Annotated in this window: 12 protein-coding genes and 1 pseudogene; 7 read left to right on the top strand and 6 right to left on the bottom strand. The window is 63.9% G+C overall.

All coding sequences use genetic code 11. The annotated features are described in order from the left end of the window. Window positions 1–14 precede the first annotated feature (14 nt). From KW568_RS17485 to KW568_RS17470, 4 genes are all read left to right on the top strand, one after another. A complete protein-coding gene (locus tag KW568_RS17485) occupies window positions 15–1,406 on the top strand; it encodes an FAD-dependent oxidoreductase (protein WP_004575403.1) in 1,392 nt (463 codons plus the stop codon). 97 nt (window positions 1,407–1,503) lie between these two features. Then, a complete protein-coding gene (locus KW568_RS17480) occupies window positions 1,504–2,217 on the top strand; it encodes a YebC/PmpR family DNA-binding transcriptional regulator (protein ID WP_004575404.1) in 714 nt (237 codons plus the stop codon). A 137-nt stretch (window positions 2,218–2,354) separates the two neighbouring features. Next, window positions 2,355–3,299 carry a LysR family transcriptional regulator gene (locus tag KW568_RS17475; RefSeq protein WP_003250783.1) on the top strand — a complete coding sequence of 315 codons (945 nt, stop codon included), beginning with the start codon at window positions 2,355–2,357 and terminating at the stop codon, window positions 3,297–3,299. A 149-nt stretch (window positions 3,300–3,448) separates the two neighbouring features. Then, window positions 3,449–4,861: a DOPA decarboxylase gene (locus KW568_RS17470; protein WP_003250785.1), complete on the top strand. Its 1,413-nt coding sequence runs from the start codon at window positions 3,449–3,451 to the stop codon at window positions 4,859–4,861. 113 nt (window positions 4,862–4,974) lie between these two features. Here the strand turns inward: KW568_RS17470 and KW568_RS17465 are convergent, their stop codons facing one another. Further along, window positions 4,975–6,348: an MFS transporter gene (locus tag KW568_RS17465; RefSeq protein ID WP_003250787.1), complete on the bottom strand. Its 1,374-nt coding sequence runs from the start codon at window positions 6,346–6,348 to the stop codon at window positions 4,975–4,977. A gap of 289 nt (window positions 6,349–6,637) precedes the next feature. Here KW568_RS17465 and quiC point away from each other — a divergent pair, with 289 nt between their 5' ends. After that, window positions 6,638–8,545, top strand: coding sequence for a 3-dehydroshikimate dehydratase QuiC (gene quiC, locus KW568_RS17460; protein WP_004575405.1), 1,908 nt, complete (start codon window positions 6,638–6,640; stop codon window positions 8,543–8,545). 68 nt (window positions 8,546–8,613) lie between these two features. Here the strand turns inward: quiC and KW568_RS17455 are convergent, their stop codons facing one another. From KW568_RS17455 to KW568_RS17445, 3 genes are read right to left on the bottom strand one after another with little or no spacing between them, the layout of a single operon-like run. Continuing rightward, entirely contained in the window at window positions 8,614–9,282 is a 669-nt protein-coding gene (locus KW568_RS17455) for a bifunctional 2-polyprenyl-6-hydroxyphenol methylase/3-demethylubiquinol 3-O-methyltransferase UbiG (RefSeq protein WP_004575406.1), read from the bottom strand. An 11-nt stretch (window positions 9,283–9,293) separates the two neighbouring features. Further along, window positions 9,294–10,646: a chromate efflux transporter gene (gene chrA, locus KW568_RS17450; RefSeq protein WP_003250794.1), complete on the bottom strand. Its 1,353-nt coding sequence runs from the start codon at window positions 10,644–10,646 to the stop codon at window positions 9,294–9,296. Between the two features lie 17 nt (window positions 10,647–10,663). Beyond that, on the bottom strand, window positions 10,664–11,527 hold the full coding sequence (locus KW568_RS17445) for a sensor domain-containing diguanylate cyclase (protein WP_004575407.1): 864 nt from the start codon (window positions 11,525–11,527) through the stop codon (window positions 10,664–10,666). A gap of 199 nt (window positions 11,528–11,726) precedes the next feature. Here KW568_RS17445 and KW568_RS17440 point away from each other — a divergent pair, with 199 nt between their 5' ends. Next, window positions 11,727–12,212, top strand: a complete 486-nt coding sequence (locus KW568_RS17440; RefSeq protein ID WP_004575408.1) for an isochorismatase family protein — start codon at window positions 11,727–11,729, stop codon at window positions 12,210–12,212. A 27-nt stretch (window positions 12,213–12,239) separates the two neighbouring features. Here the strand turns inward: KW568_RS17440 and KW568_RS17435 are convergent. Beyond that, a pseudogene (locus tag KW568_RS17435) lies at window positions 12,240–15,000 on the bottom strand (amino acid adenylation domain-containing protein). 216 nt (window positions 15,001–15,216) lie between these two features. After that, window positions 15,217–15,915, bottom strand: coding sequence for a pirin family protein (locus tag KW568_RS17430; protein ID WP_003250802.1), 699 nt, complete (start codon window positions 15,913–15,915; stop codon window positions 15,217–15,219). 185 nt (window positions 15,916–16,100) lie between these two features. Between KW568_RS17430 and KW568_RS17425 the strand changes: the two genes are divergently transcribed. Then, on the top strand, window positions 16,101–18,605 hold the full coding sequence (locus tag KW568_RS17425) for a UvrD-helicase domain-containing protein (RefSeq protein WP_004575409.1): 2,505 nt from the start codon (window positions 16,101–16,103) through the stop codon (window positions 18,603–18,605). The last annotated feature ends 2 nt before the right edge of the window (window positions 18,606–18,607 follow it).

The following is an 18,607-nucleotide window of genomic DNA, read 5'->3' as shown; positions in this document are numbered from 1 at the left end:
AGGAAAGCGAGCGAATGAGACCCTTCTGGCTGCAACAGGCCCTGGATTCGGCGCGGGAGGCGGTATGCCCGCCGCTGCAAGGCGATACCCGTTGCGATGTGTGCATTGTCGGTGGCGGCTACACCGGCCTGTGGACGGCACTGATGCTCAAGGAAGCGGTGCCGGCCCTGGATGTGGTGCTGATCGAGGCCGACATCTGTGGTGCCGGTGCCAGCGGCCGCAATGGGGGGTGTGCGTTGTCCTGGTCGGCCAAGTACTTCACCCTCGAACGCCTGTTCGGGGCGGCGGAGGCGGTGCGGCTGGTGCGCGAGTCGGAGCGCAGCATCGCAGACATCGGTGTGTTCTGCGCGGCCAATGGCATCGACTGCGACTACCGCCTGGACGGCACGCTGTACACGGCCACCAACGCAGCGCAGGTCGGTGCCACCGACGCGGTGATCGCCGCGTTGGAGCACAAGGGCATCAACTCGTTCCGCCGCTTGCCGCTGGAGCAGGTGCAGCGCCTGGCCGGTTCGGGACGGCACCTGGAGGGCTGGTTCTCGCCGGCCGCCGCCACCGTGCAGCCTGGCAAACTGGTGCGCGGCCTGCGCCGCGTGGCCTTGCAGCGCGGCGTGCGCCTCTACGAAGGCACCGCCATGACCGGCCTGGAACACGGCGCCCCGGTGCAGGTACGCACGGCCCACGGCACGCTGCGCGCCGACCGTGTCGTGCTGGGCCTCAATGCCTGGATGGCGCGCGTCTTCCCGCAGTTCGAGCGCAGTGTGGCGATCGTTTCCAGCGACATGGTCATTACCGAACCGTGCCCCGAGCTGCTGCGCCAGATCGGCCTGGACAGCGGCATCAGCGTGCTCGACTCGCGTATTTTCGTGCACTACTACCACAACACCTCCGATGGCCGGCTGATGCTCGGCAAGGGCGGCAACACGTTTTCCTATGGCGGGCGCATGTTGCCGGTGTTCGACCAGCCGTCGCCGTATCGGCGGTTGCTGCGCGAAAGCCTTGGCGGCTTTTTCCCGGCCTTGGCCGAGGTGCCACTGGCGGCCAGCTGGAACGGGCCGTCGGATCGCTCGGTAACCGGCCTGCCGTTCTTTGGTCGGTTGGACGGGCAGGGCAACGTGTTCTATGGCTTTGGTTACTCCGGCAGCGGTGTTGGCCCGTGCCACATGGGCGGGCAGATTCTTTCGTCGCTGGCGCTGGGGCTGGACAACCCGTGGACCCGGTCGCCGCTGGTCAAAGGGCCGCTGGGGTTGTTCCCGCCCGAGCCGATCCGCTACCTGGGCTCGCTGATGGTGCGCAATGCCATCCGCCGCAAGGAGCAGGCCGAAGATCGTGGTGTGCGCCCGCGAAGGCTGGACGTGCGGTTGGCGCGGTTTGCCGCGGCGGCGGGCAAGGCCGATAAAGGCTGATGAGATTTCTTGTCGATCCCATGCTCGAGGGCGTATAAAATGCACCCACTTTTGGCCGGTCGCTTCCTGAACCGGCCGCTGAAACAAGAGAGTCGACATGGGCGCACAGTGGAAAGCCAAACATAGAGAAACAGCGGCCAATGCCAAAGGCAAGATCATGGGCAAGCTGTCCAAGGAAATCCAGATCGCGGCCAAGTCGGGTGCCGATCCCGACATGAACCCGCGCCTGCGCCTGGCCATCGTGCAAGCCAAGAAAGCTTCGATGACCCGCGAGACCCTGGATCGGGCAATCCGTAAGGGCGCTGGCCTGGACGGTGATGCCGTGCAATACCATGCGGTGAGCTATGAAGGTTTCGCACCGCACCAGGTACCGCTGATCGTCGAGTGCCTGACCGACAACATCAACCGCACCGTCGCGCAGATCCGCGTGCTGTTCCGCAAGGGCCAGCTGGGTGCCAGCGGTTCGGTAGCGTGGGACTTCAACCATGTAGGCCTGATCGAAGCCACGCCTGCGAGCGCTGACGCTGATCCGGAAATGGCCGCGATCGAAGCCGGTGCCCAGGACTTCGAGGAAGGTGAAGAAGAGGGCTCGACCCTGTTCATCACCGACACCACCGACCTGGACGCGGTGCAGAAGGCCCTGCCAGAGCATGGTTTCACCGTGACTGCGGCAAAAATCGGCTACACCCCTAAAAACCCGGTAAGCGCGGCCAGCCTGAGTGCTGAAGCGTTGGCCGAGGTCGAAGCGTTCCTCGAGGCGATCGACGAGCACGATGACGTGCAGAACGTCTATGTTGGCCTGACCGAGTAATCGTCGGGGCCGCGTTGCGGCCTGTTCGCGGGCAAGCCCGCTCCCACAGGTTTTTCACGATGCTGAACGATGTGAGAACCCTGTGAGAGCGGGCTTGCCCGCGAATAGGCTTTTGAATTCCACCGCAGGGAGCCTGCATGAACCCCACCTTCGCCTCCCTCAGCCTCGCCCACCTGCGTACCCTCGACCACCTGTTGCAGCTTAAAAACCTCAGCCACGCAGCCGAGCGCCTGGGTGTCAGCCAATCGGCCCTGAGCCGCCAGTTGGCCCACCTGCGCGAAGCCTTCGATGATCCATTGCTGGTGCGCCAAGGGCGTGGTTACGTGCTTAGCGAACACGCCGAAGCCCTGGTCGAGCCTTTGCGCCAGGTGCTCGAAGAACTGCACGCGCTGCGCCAGCCCGCCATCTTCGACCCGGCGCGTTGCGAGCGGCGGTTCTGCCTGGCCGCTTCGGACTATGTGGCCGAGCACATGCTGCCGCTGCTGGTGGCGGCGCTGGAGCGCGAAGCGCCAGGTGTGTCGCTGGAGTACCGCACCTGGCAGGCCGGCCAATACGCCTTGCTGGCCAGCGGAGAAATCGACCTGGCGACCACCTTGTTCGACGAGTCGCCGCCCAACCTGCACGGACGGCTGTTGGGTGAGGACCGCGCGGTATGCCTGATGCGCCAGGATCATCCGTTGGCCGCGCAGGCCGCGCTCAGCCAGGCCGACTACCTGGCGTACAAGCATGTGCGCATTTCGGGCGGTGGCGACAAGGACAGCTTCATCGACCGGCACTTGCGTGCACAGGGCCTGCAGCGGCGGGTCAGCCTGGAAGTGCCGTTCTTCTGCGCCACGGTACAAGTGATTGCCAACAGTCAGGCAGTGGCCACGGTCCCCGAGCATATTGCCCGGCAGTTGTGCCGTTTACATCACCTGGCCTGGCGGCCACTGGGCTTCATTGACCACAGCCAGCGCTATTGGGTGGTGTGGCACCAGCGCCTGCAGGCTTCGGCCGAGCACCGCTGGTTGCGCAACCGGGTGTTCGAGCTGTGGCGTCAGTCGCAGTTCGGGGTGCAGGGTGGGCATGCGGGTTTGCCATAGCAGCTATGCGTGAAGCGGGGGTTATTCGGTTGGGGATAGGTGCCTAGACTGGGGCATTGTGTTGATTGTGCGGCTTCTTCGCGGCTGTAGGCGCGGGTTTACCCGCGAAAGGGCCAGCACAGGCAATGGATAACTCCAGGAGAGCTAGCGTGACCCCCGAACAATTCCGCCAGTACGGCCACCAACTGATCGACCTGATTGCCGACTACCGCCAGACCGTGGGCGAACGCCCGGTCATGGCCCAGGTCGAACCTGGCTATCTCAAGGCCGCCTTGCCCGCAACTGCCCCTCAACAAGGCGAACCTTTCGCGGCCATTCTCGACGACGTCAATAACCTGGTCATGCCCGGCCTGTCCCATTGGCAGCACCCGGATTTCTATGGCTATTTCCCTTCCAATGGCACCCTGTCCTCGGTGCTGGGGGACTTCCTCAGTACCGGTCTGGGCGTGCTGGGCCTGTCCTGGCAATCCAGCCCGGCCCTGAGCGAACTGGAAGAAACCACCCTCGACTGGCTGCGCCAGTTGCTTGGCCTGTCTGGCCAGTGGAGTGGGGTGATCCAGGACACTGCCTCGACCAGCACCCTGGTGGCGCTGATCAGTGCCCGTGAACGCGCCACTGACTACGCCTTGGTACGTGGTGGCCTGCAGGCCGAGCCCAAGCCTTTGATCGTGTATGTCAGCGCCCACGCCCACAGCTCGGTGGACAAGGCTGCACTGCTGGCAGGTTTTGGCCGCGACAATATCCGCCTGATCCCCACCGACGACCGCTACGCCCTTCGCCCAGAAGCACTGCAGGCGGCGATCGAACAGGACCTGGCTGCCGGCAACCAGCCCTGCGCCGTGGTTGCCACCACCGGCACCACGACGACCACTGCCCTCGACCCGCTGCGCGCGGTGGGCGAAATCGCCCAGGCCAATGGGCTGTGGTTGCACGTTGATTCGGCCATGGCCGGCTCGGCGATGATCCTGCCCGAGTGCCGCTGGATGTGGGACGGCATCGAGCTGGCCGATTCGGTGGTGGTCAACGCGCACAAATGGCTGGGTGTGGCCTTCGATTGCTCGATCTACTACGTGCGCGATCCGCAGCACCTGATCCGGGTGATGAGCACCAATCCCAGCTACCTGCAGTCGGCGGTGGATGGCGAGGTGAAGAACCTGCGCGACTGGGGCATTCCGCTGGGCCGTCGGTTCCGTGCGTTGAAGCTGTGGTTCATGTTGCGCAGCGAGGGTGTCGATGCATTGCAGGCGCGGCTGCGGCGTGACCTGGATAATGCCCAGTGGCTGGCGGGGCAGGTCGAGGCGGCGGCGGAGTGGGAAGTGCTGGCGCCAGTACAGCTGCAGACCTTGTGCATTCGCCATCGACCGGCGGGGCTTGAAGGGGAGGCGCTGGATGCGCATACCAAGGGTTGGGCCGAGCGGTTGAATGCATCCGGCGATGCTTATGTGACGCCGGCTACACTGGACGGGCGGTGGATGGTGCGGGTTTCGATTGGTGCGCTGCCGACCGAGCGGGGGGATGTGCAGCGGCTGTGGGCACGTCTGCAGGACGTGATCAAGGGCTGAAGCCTTCGCGGGCAAGCCCGCTCTCAAAGGATCGCATCAGGGCTGAAGCCTGTACGGTACCTGTGTGAGCGGGCTTGCCCGCGAAGGGGCTGCAAGGCAGCCCCTGCAATCTATCAGTGGCTCACCGCCTGAAAGCTACCTTTACGGCTGGCTTCATAGGCAGCCTTTTCCATCGGCTTGGCGTCTGGGTTGCCCAGGTCGTCCATCGCCAGGCGGTGGGTTTCCGGGGCAATATAGGCCGCCAGGGCGCACACGCCGGTGATGAAGAAGGCCAGCCCACCGACTACCAGCGGAATGTTGTCCGAGCCAGGTGGGGCAACCATTGCGAACAGCGCGGGCAGCATGGCGGTCAGCATGGTGCCGATGTTCTGCGCGATGGCCATGGCCGTAACGCGGTAGCGGGTGTGGAACAGCTCTGGGTAGAAGCTTGGGAACACCGCGTTGTAACCCTGGTAGACCATGCCCCACATGACGATCGAGGCGGCGAACGCCATTGGCACGTTCTGGATGCTGATCGCATACAGGTAGACGAAGGCCAGCAGGCCAGAGCCCAGGCAGCCAGCGATCATGGTCGGGCGACGGCCGATCTTGTCAGACAGGTTGCCCACGAACGGGATCACCAGCACCGCAACGATGTTGCCGACCACCGGAATCCACAGGTACACGCTCTTGTCGAAGCCGATGCCATACGCCGGCTGCACCGCGTAGGCCGCGCCGAAGATGGTGGCCACGACCGGGATCACGTTCATCAGGGCCATGAACATTACCAGCACCATGTGCTTCCAGCTGTGGCGGAAGGCTTCGCTGATGGGCGACTTGACAACCTTGTCCTGTTTCTCTTCTTGAACGAACGCCGGGGTTTCGTGCACTTCCTTACGGATGATGAAGCCGGCAATCAGCACGATGGCGCTCATCAGGAACGGAATGCGCCAGCCCCACTCGGTAAAGGCTTCGCTGGGCATGAAGTACGCCAGTGGCAGGAATACCGCCGCCGCCAGTACCTGGCCCGCTTGCACACCTTGCAGGGTGAAGCTGGCGTAGTAGCCTCTTCGGCCAAACGGCGCGTGCTCCATGATCATCGAGCTGGCACCGGAAATTTCCCCGGCCACGGCAAAGCCCTGGATCAGGCGCAACACCACCAGCAAGGCCGGTGCGAGGTAGCCGATGTCGTGGTAGGTGGGTAGCAGGCCGACAGCCATGGTCGACAGGCCCATCAGGAACATGCACAGCAGCAGTACGTTCTTGCGACCGCGGGTGTCACCCCAGTGGCCCAGTACGAAGGCGCCGATCGGGCGTGCCAGGTAGCCCACGCCATAGGTGGCCAACGAGGCAATAATGGCCATTTTCGGGTCGGTGTTAGGGAAGAAAATCTGCGGGAAAATCAGCGCAGCGGCCTGGGCGTAGATGAAGAAGTCGTAGTACTCGAGTGCCGAGCCTATCCATCCACTGGCGGTCGCTTTCTTTGCTTGCGAGCTGGAGTGAGCCATCGTTGTCTCCGTTGTTATTGTTGTTTGCGCAGGTTCCGCCAGAGGTTATGCCAAGGCAGGAGGCAACGGTCGGTGTGCCTGCGTCTGTGGTCCATGTTGACCACGGGCCCGCGGTCTAGCAATTCGCTAAAACGGGTTTTGTGCGATAATCGAACGCAAAACTAACCATTCCGTACAAAGAGATTGAAGCGACGACTTTACCTGCGAATAATCGATCGTGCCATAAACTGTAACAGGGGTTGTTTGCCCGAATGGCACCGTATTCTTCCAACAACAAGGAACTCCCGCCATGCAGCGTTCGATCGCTACCGTGTCCTTGAGCGGCACTCTGCCGGAAAAGCTCGAAGCCATCGCCGCCGCCGGTTTTGACGGCGTCGAGATCTTCGAGAACGATCTGCTCTATTACGCTGGCAGCCCGCGCCAGGTGCGCCAGATGTGCGCCGACCTGGGCATTGCCATCACCTTGTTCCAGCCTTTCCGCGACTTTGAAGGCTGCCGCCGTGACCGCCTGCAGAAAAACCTCGACCGCGCCGAACGCAAGTTCGACCTGATGCAGGAGCTGGGTACCGACCTGGTGCTGGTGTGCAGCAACGTCCAGGCCGATGCCCTGGGTGACGAGCAACTGTTGGTCGACGACCTGCGCCTGCTGGGCGAACATGCCGGCAAGCGTGGCCTGCGCATTGGTTACGAAGCGCTGGCCTGGGGCCGCCACGTCAACACTTACCAGCAAGTGTGGAACCTGGTGCGCCAGGCCGACCACCCGGCACTCGGGGTGATCCTCGACAGCTTCCACACCTTGTCGCTCAAAGGTGACCCCAGCGCGATCCGCGACATCCCCGGCGACAAGATTTTCTTCGTGCAAATGGCCGATGCGCCGATCCTGGCCATGGATGTGCTGGAGTGGAGCCGCCACTTTCGCTGCTTCCCGGGGCAGGGCGAAATGGACATGGCCGGTTTCCTCGCGCCGATCCTCGCCACGGGTTACCGTGGCCCGCTGTCGCTGGAAATCTTCAACGACGGCTTCCGCGCCGCACCGACCCGGCAGAATGCCGCCGACGGCTTGCGTTCGCTGCTGTACCTCGAAGAGCAGACCCGCTTGCGCCTGGAGCAGGAAAACACGCCGATCGAACCTGGCGTGCTGTTCTCCCCGCCGCCGGCCAGCGCTTATGACGGCGTGGAGTTCCTGGAGTTCGCGGTCGACGAAGCCGTCGGCGCGCGCCTGGGCAACTGGCTGAAGCGCCTGGGCTTTGCCGAAGCCGGCAAGCACCGCAGCAAAGAAGTGCAACTGCTGCGCCAGGGTGATATCAACATTGTGCTGAACGCCGAACCGTATTCCTTTGGCCACAACTTCTTCGAGGCCCATGGCCCGTCGCTGTGCGCCACTGCGCTGCGGGTCAAGGACCAGCAAGCGGCCCTGAAGCGGGCCACCGCCTTCCGTGGCCAGCCGTTCCGCGGCCTGGTCGGCCCCAACGAATGCGAAGTGCCGGCGGTGCGTGCGCCCGATGGCAGCTTGCTGTACCTGGTAGAGCAGGGCACTGCCGGCCACACCCTGTACGACACCGACTTCAGCCTGGACAACAACGCAGCCGCGACCGGCGGCTTGCGCCGCATCGACCACATGGCCCTGGCCTTGCCGGCCGAGTCGCTGGACAGCTGGGTGCTGTTCTACAAGAGCTTGTTCGACTTCGCCGCCGACGACGAAGTGGTGCTGCCCGACCCGTATGGCCTGGTCAAGAGCCGCGCCCTGCGCAGCCAGTGCGGCACCTTGCGCCTGCCGCTGAACATCTCGGAAAACCGCAACACCGCCATCGCCCATGCGCTGTCAAGCTACCGTGGTTCGGGTGTGCATCACATCGCTTTCGATTGTGACGACATCTTCCGCGAAGTGGCGCGGGCCAAGCTGGCAGGGGTACCGCTGCTGGAAATCCCGCTGAACTACTACGACGACCTGGCGGCGCGTTTCGATTTCGACGACGAGTTCCTCAGCGAACTGGCGTACTACAACGTGCTGTACGACCGTGACGCTCAAGGTGGCGAGCTGTTCCACGTCTATACCGAGCCGTTCGAGGAGCGTTTCTTCTTCGAGATCATCCAGCGCAAGGCGGGGTACGCCGGTTACGGCGCTGCCAACGTTGCGGTTCGCCTGGCAGCCATGGCCAAGGCCCGAAGCGGCGCGGCGCGCAAGCCGGTGCTGTAGTCGCCTGCACCGGCCTGTCTTGTGGGAGCGGGGTGAACCCTGCTTCCACAGGATCGTTACGGCCCGATTCAGTGACGCTCAGCCACCATCAACAACGACTGCGGCACCGCGCTCTGCGGGTGCTGCGGTTCCTGCAGACTGACCAGTCGCAACCCCGCCATGTCCAGCGCATTCAGCCAGCTGGCCAGGGTGCGGAAATACCAAGGCATCGGTTGCCAATCCCCGGCAAACCCGGCAAAAGACTCCTCTCGCCAGCCATCCTGATAAGCCCCGCCGGCCACGCTCCACGGGTGCAGGGTCTGGATCACCAGTGCACCGCCTGGCACCAGCAAAGTACGCATGGCCGACAACAGTTCAATGATGTCCTGATGCAACAGCGCGAAGTTGGCGCAGATCACGTCATAGTCCTTGCCAACATGCACCTTCGCCTCAGCCAGCTGCGCATAGCTGGCCAGGTGCACCTCACCCGCGCCCGCAGCCTGCGCTGCATCCACCAGGGTACTGTCGCCGTCGACGCCCACGGCCTCGATACCCCGGCCGGCCAGCGCGCGCAGCAGCCAGCCCTCACCGCAGCCCAGGTCGAGCACCCGTTCGGGCTGGCGGCCGAGGATGGCCAGCAGGATGGCCTGGTCAGTGACCTGGCGACGGCTTTCGATGGCGCCATGGCGTACGGCGTCGATCCAGGCCTGGGCGTTCTGGTGCCAACTGTCGAGCAAGGCGTCTTCAGGGTTGCGCATGATCGGCTCCATCAGCGGAAAAGGTGAAGGGCAAGCCCGGCAACGGCGCAGCCGATCAACACGTGTATCACCCCGCGCTTGTAGCGGAACAGCGCCACAGCCGCCGCGAGCGCTATCACCGCCGAGGACCAGTGGAACGCGCCATCGAACCCGGCCGGCCACAGCACGTGGTAGCCGAAGAACAGCGCAAGGTTGAGGATTACCCCCACCACCGCCGCAGTGATCCCGGTCAGTGGGGCGGTGAACTTCAGTTCGTTGTGGGTCGACTCCACCAGCGGGCCTCCGGCGAGGATGAACAGGAACGAGGGCAGGAAGGTGAACCAGGTCACCAGGCTCGCTGCCACTGCGCCCGCGAGGAACGCCTGGTGGGCGCCGAACATCGGCTGCAGGTAGCCGCCGACGAAACCGACAAAGGCCACCACCATGATCAGCGGCCCGGGCGTGGTCTCGCCCAGCGCCAGGCCATCGATCATCTGCGTGGGCGACAGCCAGCCATAGTGGCCGACAGCCCCTTGATAGACATAGGGCAGCACCGCATAGGCACCGCCGAAAGTCAGCAGCGCCGCCTTGGTGAAGAACCAGCCCATTTGCGTCAGTGTGCCGTGCCAGCCAAAGGCCGCCATCAGCAGGCCCATGGGCAGAAGCCAAAGCGCTGCAACTGCCAGCAGCAAGGTCACCAGGCGGCCCCAGCTGAAGCGGGCGTGCGCGGGTATCGGGGTATCGTCGTCAATCAGCGCCGGGCGCTGGCGGGCCCTGGCTGCGCTGTGGCCACCACCGGGCGCGAACTGTGCCGGCAGCAGCCGGCCACCGACATAACCCAGCAGTGCGGCCGCCAGCACGATCAGCGGGAAGGGGACGTCAAGCGCGAAAATGGCCACGAACGAGGCCGCGGCAATGGCCCATAACCAGCCGTTCTTCAGCGCCCGCGTGCCAATGCGGTGGGCGGCATGCACGACGATGGCGGTCACGGCCGGCTTGATCCCTTCGAAAATCCCGGCGACCACCGGTACTTCGCTCCAGGTCAGGTACACCCACGACAGGCCGATCAGGATGAACAGCGACGGGAGCACGAACAGAGCGCCGGCCATCACCCCGCCCCAGGTGCGGTGCATCAGCCAGCCGATGTAGGTGGCCAGTTGCTGGGCCTCGGGCCCGGGCAGCAACATGCAGTAGTTGAGGGCATGCAGGAAACGCCGTTCACTGATCCAGCGGCGCCGCTCCACCAGCTCCTGATGCATGATCGCAATCTGCCCGGCCGGGCCGCCGAAACTGACGAAACCCAGCTTCAGCCAGAACAGCAATGCCTGGCCCAGGCCGACAGAGGCGGGTGTTTGCCCGGCAGTTGCTTGCAGGTGTTCAGCCATGCGGTGTGCCCTTGCTTTCAGCCAGTCGCAGCGCGTTGGCGCTTGATTCGGTACATGTGCCCGTCAGCATGGCGCAGTAACATGTCGGCATCGTTGCCGTCTTCGGGAAAGCGGGCCACGCCAATACTGCAGGACGGTGCATCGATGCCAGCAAACTCGGCGTCGAGCGGTTCGGCCATGACCGCGAGAATGTGCTGTACGTGCGTGGCAATGGCCTCCGGCGACGGGCAATCGGGCAATAGCACGGTGAATTCGTCACCGCCCATCCGCGCTACCGTGCCAGCCGCCCCTACGCAGCTTTCCAGGCGGCGGGCCAGTGTGCACAGGACCCGGTCACCCACGCTGTGGCCGTGGTTGTCGTTGATCTGCTTGAAGTCATTGATATCGAGGAACAGCAAGGCCAGCCTGCGGTTGTGACGCCGGGCCGCGGCCAGGGCAGTGTCCAGCCGTTCATTGAACATGGCGCGGTTGGCCAGCCGGGTCAGAGGGTCATGATGGGCGAGGAAGCGCAGTTCGTCTTCGGCCTTGCGCTGGGCGGTAACGTCCCGCGCCACGCCGATACGCGCTTGGGCCTCCTCGGACCAGCAGGCCGCCCACAAAATGTGCACCACGCTGCCGTCCTTGCGAAGGTAACGGTTGCAAAAGTCGTAGTGCGGCTGGCCGTTCATCACCCGCATGATCGAGGCGCGCGTGGCCGCGAGGTCGTCAGGGTGCATGTACTGGGTGATGGACGTGCCGATCAGCTCGCAGGCCTGGTAGCCCAGCAGTGTCTTGCAGGCATCACTGACGAACACGATCTGGTTGTCCCTGTCGACCACGAATACCGTGTCCAGCATCAGATGGATCAGCCTGGGGTACAACGCTTGCAGGTCTACGGGCATGGCTCAGGGTGTCCGCGGCAGGGTGACCGATCATAGCCTGAAGGAATACGTCGCAGCTACGGCAGCCTGCAGGGCCAGGGCGCGCCAAGGTATTCGGCGAGCTTGAGCCGGCATGTTGGTGGGATGTATCGATTGGTGATCAAGCCCCGGCGCCACGCGTTATACTCCGCGCCATTTTGCATGATGGCCGGAGTAAGGTATGCGCCAGGTTTTGCTCATCGTCGATGTTCAGTCCACCTTCAGCCCGCCCGAGTGGCTGGTCGATGGTTTGCGGCGGTTGTCAGCGAACATTCCCACCATAGCCTCGGTCGAGTTGCACGATGAACAGGTCACGCCGTTCGAGCGCCAGCTCGGTTGGCACCCGGCGGCCGAGGACGAGAGCCTGGTCGAGGCCGACCAGGTGTTCGTCAAGCATGGCTATGGACAAAGTGCCGAAGCTATCGACTACATCCGGCAACTGGGTGTCGAGCGGGTGCTGGTGTGTGGGTTGCAGACCGAAACCTGCGTGCTGGCCGCCGGCTTTGCCCTGTTCGATGCAGGGCTGATGCCCACGCTGGTGACAGACATGACAATAGGGTCATCGCTGGACCGCTCGGGCAAGCTGGGGACCGACCTGTGGAAGCACCACTTCCGCCAGGTCACCACCTCGGTCGAGGTGCTGGCTGAACTGGCCGGACGCGCGTAGTGCATGCGCCGGCGGGGACATCTTCGTTCAGGCAGAGGTGGCACGCTCAGCTGGATCGGCTCCACGCGCCTGGTGCTGCTTGCGCCTGCGGGTAAACAGCAGACGTAACAGGGTGTTCCAGCAATAGCTCACCAGCACCCCTCCAGCGATTGCCAGGGCCACCTCGAACAGCGGGTGCCTGAAAACATGGTCCGCCACCGACTCGAACTGGAAATGCGTCAGGTAGATATACAAGGTTGACGAAGCGATCACCGCACCTGCCCGTGCAACCAGGGCGGGTACTGGCACCGAGCGGAACCAGACAAGCGCCAGTATCGCTGGGAGGGCGATGTCGACATAGCGTGTGAACGCTTGCCAGCCAACACCGGCAACCGCCATCAGGTCCAGCTCACCCACCACCAGCACGGCCACCGCACTGGCCACCCATTTGCGTGAGGTCGTGTCGGCATGGTGCACGGCCATGCCCAGCACCATCACCGCCAGGAAGTGCTGGGGTACCCGGTTGAGCAGGGCACTGGCGTCGAATACGAACTGGTTGAGGAACACATCCAGCGCTACCAGTGCACAGGCAGCGATGATCAGCCAGCGAAACGGATCGGCAACCAGCACCTGGCGCACGCGCTTGATCGACAGCACCAGGCCAATGATCACGATCATCTGCACCAACACTTCGATGTACCAATAGTTGAACAGGCTGACCTCGCTGGCGGGAAACCAGCAGCAGCGATTGCCAATGCAGCCGGTCGAATACCAGCTGGATCAATGCGGTATACAACAGTGTTGGCACCACGATGGCTGCCAGTGACCTGAGCAGCGTGCGTGCATCGCCACGCGCTTCGATGGCCTTGAGCTGAAAGCGCGCCAGGGCGATGCCGGAGACCAGAAACAGCACCGAGGTTTCGCCGACGATCAGCCAGTGGTCGAACTCGCCCAGGTGGCCGACCACAATCAGGATGATGGCGAGCATGCGGATGAACACCGGCATCTCCATTACCCGCCACGTGCCTTTGGGTGGCGCACTCAGCTCGGCCAGTTGGCACACCGGCAGGGTTTCCCAACGTTCAGGCAGGTGGCCGATGAGTGCTTCGAGCACGCGCGAAGCCTGTACGAACGACAGCGAGTCGCCGCCCAGCTCGACAAAGCTCAACCTGGCGTCCAGGCGCGGCACCTGGAGGATGCGTGCCCAGGCTGTACTCAGCTTTTCGGCCAAGGGTGACAACGGTGGGCTGATACTGTCGTCAAATGCAGCAGGCAGCGCGCGTTTGTCGACCTTGCCGTTTGGGGTGAGCGGCAGGGCATCAAGGAACACGAACAGCGCCGGTACCATGTAGTCAGGCAACTGGCCGGCGAGGGCCTGGCGCAGTTCGTCAGCTCGGGTGGCCTGCTGTGCGACGCAATAGGCCACCAGCCGGGTCGATGCACCCTCGTGGTTGGCCAGGACCACGCATTGCCCTATGTGTGGGTGCCGGCTGATGGTGTTCTCGATTTCCGCCAGCTCGATGCGATGCCCACGGATTTTCACCTGGCTGTCAGCACGCCCCAGAAAACTGGCGCTGCCATCGGCCAGGTAGGTGCCCAGGTCGCCCGTGCGGTAACAGCGGTCAGCCGCGTCAGCGGTGAACGGGTTGGCGATGAATTTGGCTTCGGTCAGCCCCGGGTCGCCCCAGTATCCCCGCGACAGGTAGGGGCTGCGGATCAGGATTTCGCCTGTCTCGCCCTCGCTGACCAGCTGGTTGGCCGGGTTTATCACCAGCAATTGTGCATCGGCAATGCCTTTGCCCAAGGGCACCCGGGCATTGTCCATTTCCGGGTCGAGGGTATGGAAAGCCATGGCCTGTGGGGTTTCGGTGGTGCCGTAGAAGTTCACATTGACGGCATTCGGTGCGATGGCGCGGACCTGCTGGTACTGCGTCGGGCTGAGTGCATCGCCACCCCAGAACAGGTAGCGCAGGTGGTCGAGAACCTGGCCGTTCAGGTGTGCGCCAGTTTCGATCAGCTTGCCCAGCGGCGGGGTGAGGTGGATCACGCTCACACCGTGCTGCTGAAGCCAGCTGGCCAGCCGTGAGGGGTCGGTCAGGGTCGACTGCGCCGGGCAGGCAATGGTCGCGCCAAGCGACAGTGGCGTGAACACGTCGCGGTATACCGGGTCGTGGCCCAGGCCAGAAAGCAGCGAGAAGGTGTCGGCCTGGGTAAAGCCGTGCTGGCGCACATGCCAGTCGATGAAGTGCACCAGCGGTGCGTGGTGGGTAACGATGCCCTTGGGTTCACCGGTGCTGCCCGAGGTGAAGGTGATGTAAGCCGGCTGCTCAGGGCTGACAGCGGGCAGCGCGACAGGTTGGCGAGGGAAGGCCTGCAGCGCCTCCGCGGGGGCTTCAGGCACCGTGACGACCATGGGCTGGCCGACGTCGACGGTTGCCTCGGCACAGCGCAGTATCACCGCAGGCTTCAGGGTGTTGACGATTTGCTCGATACGCGCGGCAGGGTAAGCGGCGTCAGCCACGGTGAAGGCCAGGCCGGCACGCAGGCAGCCGAGCATGGCGTATACCAGGGCGGCGCTGCGGCGGGTGACGATGACCACACGATCGGTGCCGCTGGTGGCGTTTTTAACCAGAAACGCGGCAATGCCCGCGCTGATCTGCTCCAGTTGGGAGTAGTTGCAGGTTGTGTGCTGGCCAATGATGGCAATGGCCGCCGGGCAGCGGCTGGCCTGCTGGATGAAAGCGTGGTGAATGGGCTGTTCGGCACGGTACTCCAGGCACAGCGTCGGGTTCGGGCGCAGGTCCGGCATGATGATCGAGTACTCCGCAGGAACGTTGGGCTGGCTGGTAGCACAACGCTAGTGCAGGCTGGCTGATGGCGCCAATATTTGAAGGCTGCCTTGCGATAGCCGGGCAGGTCCAGGGCTGCAAGCGTGCCCCCATAAAAACCTGCTAACCCGACGGGTTAGCGGTTGTTCCATGGGAGCCGCCTTGCGCTGCGACATGGATTGTCACAGGCCTGGTTTTCAAGCCACATCCACAAGCACGATCTCGCTGTCCTCGATGGCGGTCACCCGCAGCACCGCTTCCTGCTCGATCGCCACGCCATCGCGCGCCTTGGCCCGCAACCCGTTGACTTCCACCAGCCCCTTGGCCGGCACCAGGTAACCCCGGCGTGCGGCATCGAAGCGGTACTCGGCGGTTTCACCCGCCCGCAGGGTGGCAGCCACCAGGCGGGCATCGGTACGGATCTGCAGGCTGTCCTCGTCACCCGCGCGGCCGCTGGCCAAAGTCACGAAGCCTTCGCCGCGCTCGCCTTTGGGGAATGGCCGGCTACCCCACTGCGGTGCTTCACCGGTGCGCTCCGGCACGATCCAGATCTGGAAAATTCGTGTATCGATGTCTTCCAGGTTGTACTCGCTGTGCACAATGCCGGTACCGGCGCTCATTACCTGAACATCACCGGCTTCGGTACGGCCCTTGTTGCCCAGGCTGTCCTGGTGGCTGATCGCGCCTTCACGCACATACGTGATGATTTCCATGTCGCGGTGCGGGTGCGGTGGGAAGCCGCTGCCGGCCGCGATCAGGTCGTCGTTCCAAACCCGCAGGTTACCCCAGTGCATGCGTGCCGGGTCGTAGTACTCGGCAAACGAGAAATGGTGGTGGGCATCGAGCCAGCCATGGTTGGCGTGGCCGAGGCTTTCGAAGGGTCGCAGTTGCAGCATGGTCGTGCTCCTTGAATCAGTGGAATGACGCCATGATGCGCTAAAGAAACATCGAAAATAAGCGTAAATATCGGCTTAAAACAATCTGTTTTATAGATGTTTTTTCTGCGATGTTTTATTCGCTTCATCGCCTAATCCACTGATCTGCAAGCATTCGCTGGCGATTTTTCGTCGATGCGGCGAACATGCCTGCTGTTTTGTTTTTCAACGGAGTGACCGTGGCCCACGAGCAACCCTTGGCCCCCGCCGACCTTACCCCTCCTGCCCAGTTGCCCTGGTTTCGCCGCCTGGCCGCCCGCTTGCTGGGGCGTGGCCTGACCCGCCTGCAAGCCCAGCACCGCGACTCGTGGTTCCTCGGCCACGCCACAGGCCAGCGCACTGGCCATGCCGATGGCGTGCGTGAAGGGTTCGAGCGTGGTCGGGTGGAGGGCTATGAAGCGGGGCGCCAGGTGCTGGTGATCCGCGATACGCGCCCCGACAGCGCCGCCGTGCCAGGCCAGGATGACAACTTGTTCGACGACTGGCGCCTGCCGTTGACGGCCGAGTTGAAGAAGCGCTTCAAGGCCGATGTCGCCCAGCGCCTGCCCGCCGAAGCCCAGCCCAGCGCCGCGCAATGGAAGCTGATCTTCAGTGACACCCCGTCTACCTGCGTGGTGGCAGGCGCCGGGGCAGGCAAGTCCACGTCGCTGGTGCTGCGTATCCTGCTGCTGCGTCATTACCTGGGTTACGAGCTGGATGCGATGACCGTGGTCACCTTCACCCGCGAGTCGCGCAAGGACTTCATCAAGCGCCTGCTGCAGGTGTTCGCCCTGTGGCAGATCAACCTGCAGCCTGCGCAGGCCCGCGAGCTGGTGCGCACGTTCCATTCGCGCATCCTGCCGCTGGTGCGCAGCCTGCCTGGCTTCGGCCAGGTGCGTGCATTTGAAACACTGGGCCACGAGATGCCTGCCGGGCGTGAGGCCGAGGCCGACAGCAACCCGTTCGACCTGCGCCTGAACGATGCCCAGCGCCAGCAGCTGAACCAGTGCTACAGCAGCTTGCTGGGCGAGAGCCCGCGTTTTGCCGAGCTGGTCGGCCAGTTGCGCAGCGAAGCCTTGCAACTGAAACCGCTGGACCCGAACAACCCCGATGTGCAGAAGCGCGCACAGGTGACCCAATTGGCCGCCCAGCGCGACGAAGAACTGTGCGACGTGATCGAGGACCTGTGGTTCGCCGCCGGCGTCTGGCCGATCAAGGGCATCGAGCCCTGCCGCGAAACGGTCGACATCCGTGGCAGCCGCTTCCATGTGCATGGCCGCCTGGAAGGCCAGGGGCCTTTGGTGGTGCTGGGCTTCGACCCCGCACAAAGCGCGCAGTACCAGCGCCCCGGCGCCAAGCTGACCGTGCGTGCCGAGTGGGCGGTCAAGCGCACACTGTTGCAGGCGTTCTGCGACAGGCCGCTGATCTGGCTCGACAACTACGCCATGGCCAGGCGCCTGGCGGCATCGTTGGCGGGCGATGCCGTGGCCGGGCCTGGCTTCGAGTACAAGGTCAAGGGCGAACTGGCCCCGGCGCCGCTGCTGGATGCGTTCGTCAGTGCGGCCAATTTCATCGAAAACCTTGGGTTGGAGGTGAACAAAGCGGTGGCGGCGATGAGCTTTCCGTCCGGCGACAGCGATGCACTGTTCTTCGAGGCCCTGGCGCTGTACTGGAAAGCCCTGGAAGCGCACCTGCTGGACCAGTCGCCGCCGGTGATGAGCTACAACCGCATGTTCGCCTTGTTTGGCGAGAACAACCCAGAAAACCTGCACTTGCTGCCCGATCCGTTGCTGCGGCCGCTGGCGCACCTGATGATCGACGAGTTCCAGGACGTGTCGCCACAGATCGTCAGTTGGTTGCGTGCCAGCCTCGCCGAAATACGGCGCCGCGGCCCGGCCATGCACACCGGGCGCCATGCCCAGCATTCGTCGTTGCTGTGCGTGGGGGACGACTGGCAATCGATCTACGGCTGGCGTGGTAGCTCGCCCAAGTATTTCATGGAGTTCACCAAGGCGTTCCCGTCGCCGGCCAACACGCGGGTGATGCTGGTCGACAACTACCGATGCCAGCAACAGGTGATCGATGCGGCCGAGCACCTGGTCAAGGGCACCCCGGCGATTGCCGGCAAGAAAGCCCGCGCCAGTGGCCCGGCGGCTGAGTTGCCCGGCTCGCCGGTCAAGGTGTTCGACCGTGACGAGGCTGCGTTGGGCGAAACGCTTGTCGAGCATTACCAGCGGGGTGAGACGGTCATGATGCTGTACCGCAAGGGCAGTGACCGAGCGTTGATGAACGAGCACCTGCAAAGCGTGTTGCACGCCGACGCGGCGCTTCCGGCCGAGCAGCGCCGGCTGCGCCAGCTGACCTACCACAGTGCCAAGGGTTTGCAGGCCGATGCGGTGTTCATGCTGGGTGACTGCCAGTACCTGACCAGCTCACCCTACAAGAACCAGGTATACCGTCAGGCCGGGCTGGGCAAGGCAGGTGATGCCCAACCGTTCGACTCGGCACAGAAGGAAGAAGTGCAGCGCTTGGCCTACGTGGCGGTGACCCGTGCAGTGCAGCACTGCTATTGGCACGTGGAGGCCGTCAGTGGTGACGCCGCAGCGGCCCCACGGGCGTCCAGCCAGGTGGACGGCAAGCAGGCCTTCTTCGAAGACCTGCGCGGGCAGTGAGT

This window comes from Pseudomonas sp. HD6515 (assembly GCF_024971855.1).
GTDB classification, from domain to species: Bacteria; Pseudomonadota; Gammaproteobacteria; order Pseudomonadales; family Pseudomonadaceae; genus Aquipseudomonas; species Aquipseudomonas alloputida.
The sequence above is the reverse complement of the archived record's forward strand: the minus strand, read 5'-3'. Positions and strand labels throughout refer to the sequence as shown.

Bases quoted from the DNA above. Each gene is read 5' to 3' on its own strand.
- KW568_RS17485 (WP_004575403.1), top strand. From the start codon at position 15: ATGAGACCCTTCTGGCTGCAACAGGCCCTGGATTCGGCGCGGGAGGCG.
- KW568_RS17480 (WP_004575404.1), top strand. From the start codon at position 1,504: ATGGGCGCACAGTGGAAAGCCAAACATAGAGAAACAGCGGCCAATGCC.
- KW568_RS17475 (WP_003250783.1), top strand. From the start codon at position 2,355: ATGAACCCCACCTTCGCCTCCCTCAGCCTCGCCCACCTGCGTACCCTC.
- KW568_RS17465 (WP_003250787.1), bottom strand. From the start codon at position 6,348: ATGGCTCACTCCAGCTCGCAAGCAAAGAAAGCGACCGCCAGTGGATGG.
- quiC (WP_004575405.1), top strand. From the start codon at position 6,638: ATGCAGCGTTCGATCGCTACCGTGTCCTTGAGCGGCACTCTGCCGGAA.
- KW568_RS17455 (WP_004575406.1), bottom strand. From the start codon at position 9,282: ATGCGCAACCCTGAAGACGCCTTGCTCGACAGTTGGCACCAGAACGCC.
- chrA (WP_003250794.1), bottom strand. From the start codon at position 10,646: ATGGCTGAACACCTGCAAGCAACTGCCGGGCAAACACCCGCCTCTGTC.
- KW568_RS17445 (WP_004575407.1), bottom strand. From the start codon at position 11,527: ATGCCCGTAGACCTGCAAGCGTTGTACCCCAGGCTGATCCATCTGATG.
- KW568_RS17440 (WP_004575408.1), top strand. From the start codon at position 11,727: ATGCGCCAGGTTTTGCTCATCGTCGATGTTCAGTCCACCTTCAGCCCG.
- KW568_RS17430 (WP_003250802.1), bottom strand. From the start codon at position 15,915: ATGCTGCAACTGCGACCCTTCGAAAGCCTCGGCCACGCCAACCATGGC.
- KW568_RS17425 (WP_004575409.1), top strand. From the start codon at position 16,101: ATGCCTGCTGTTTTGTTTTTCAACGGAGTGACCGTGGCCCACGAGCAA.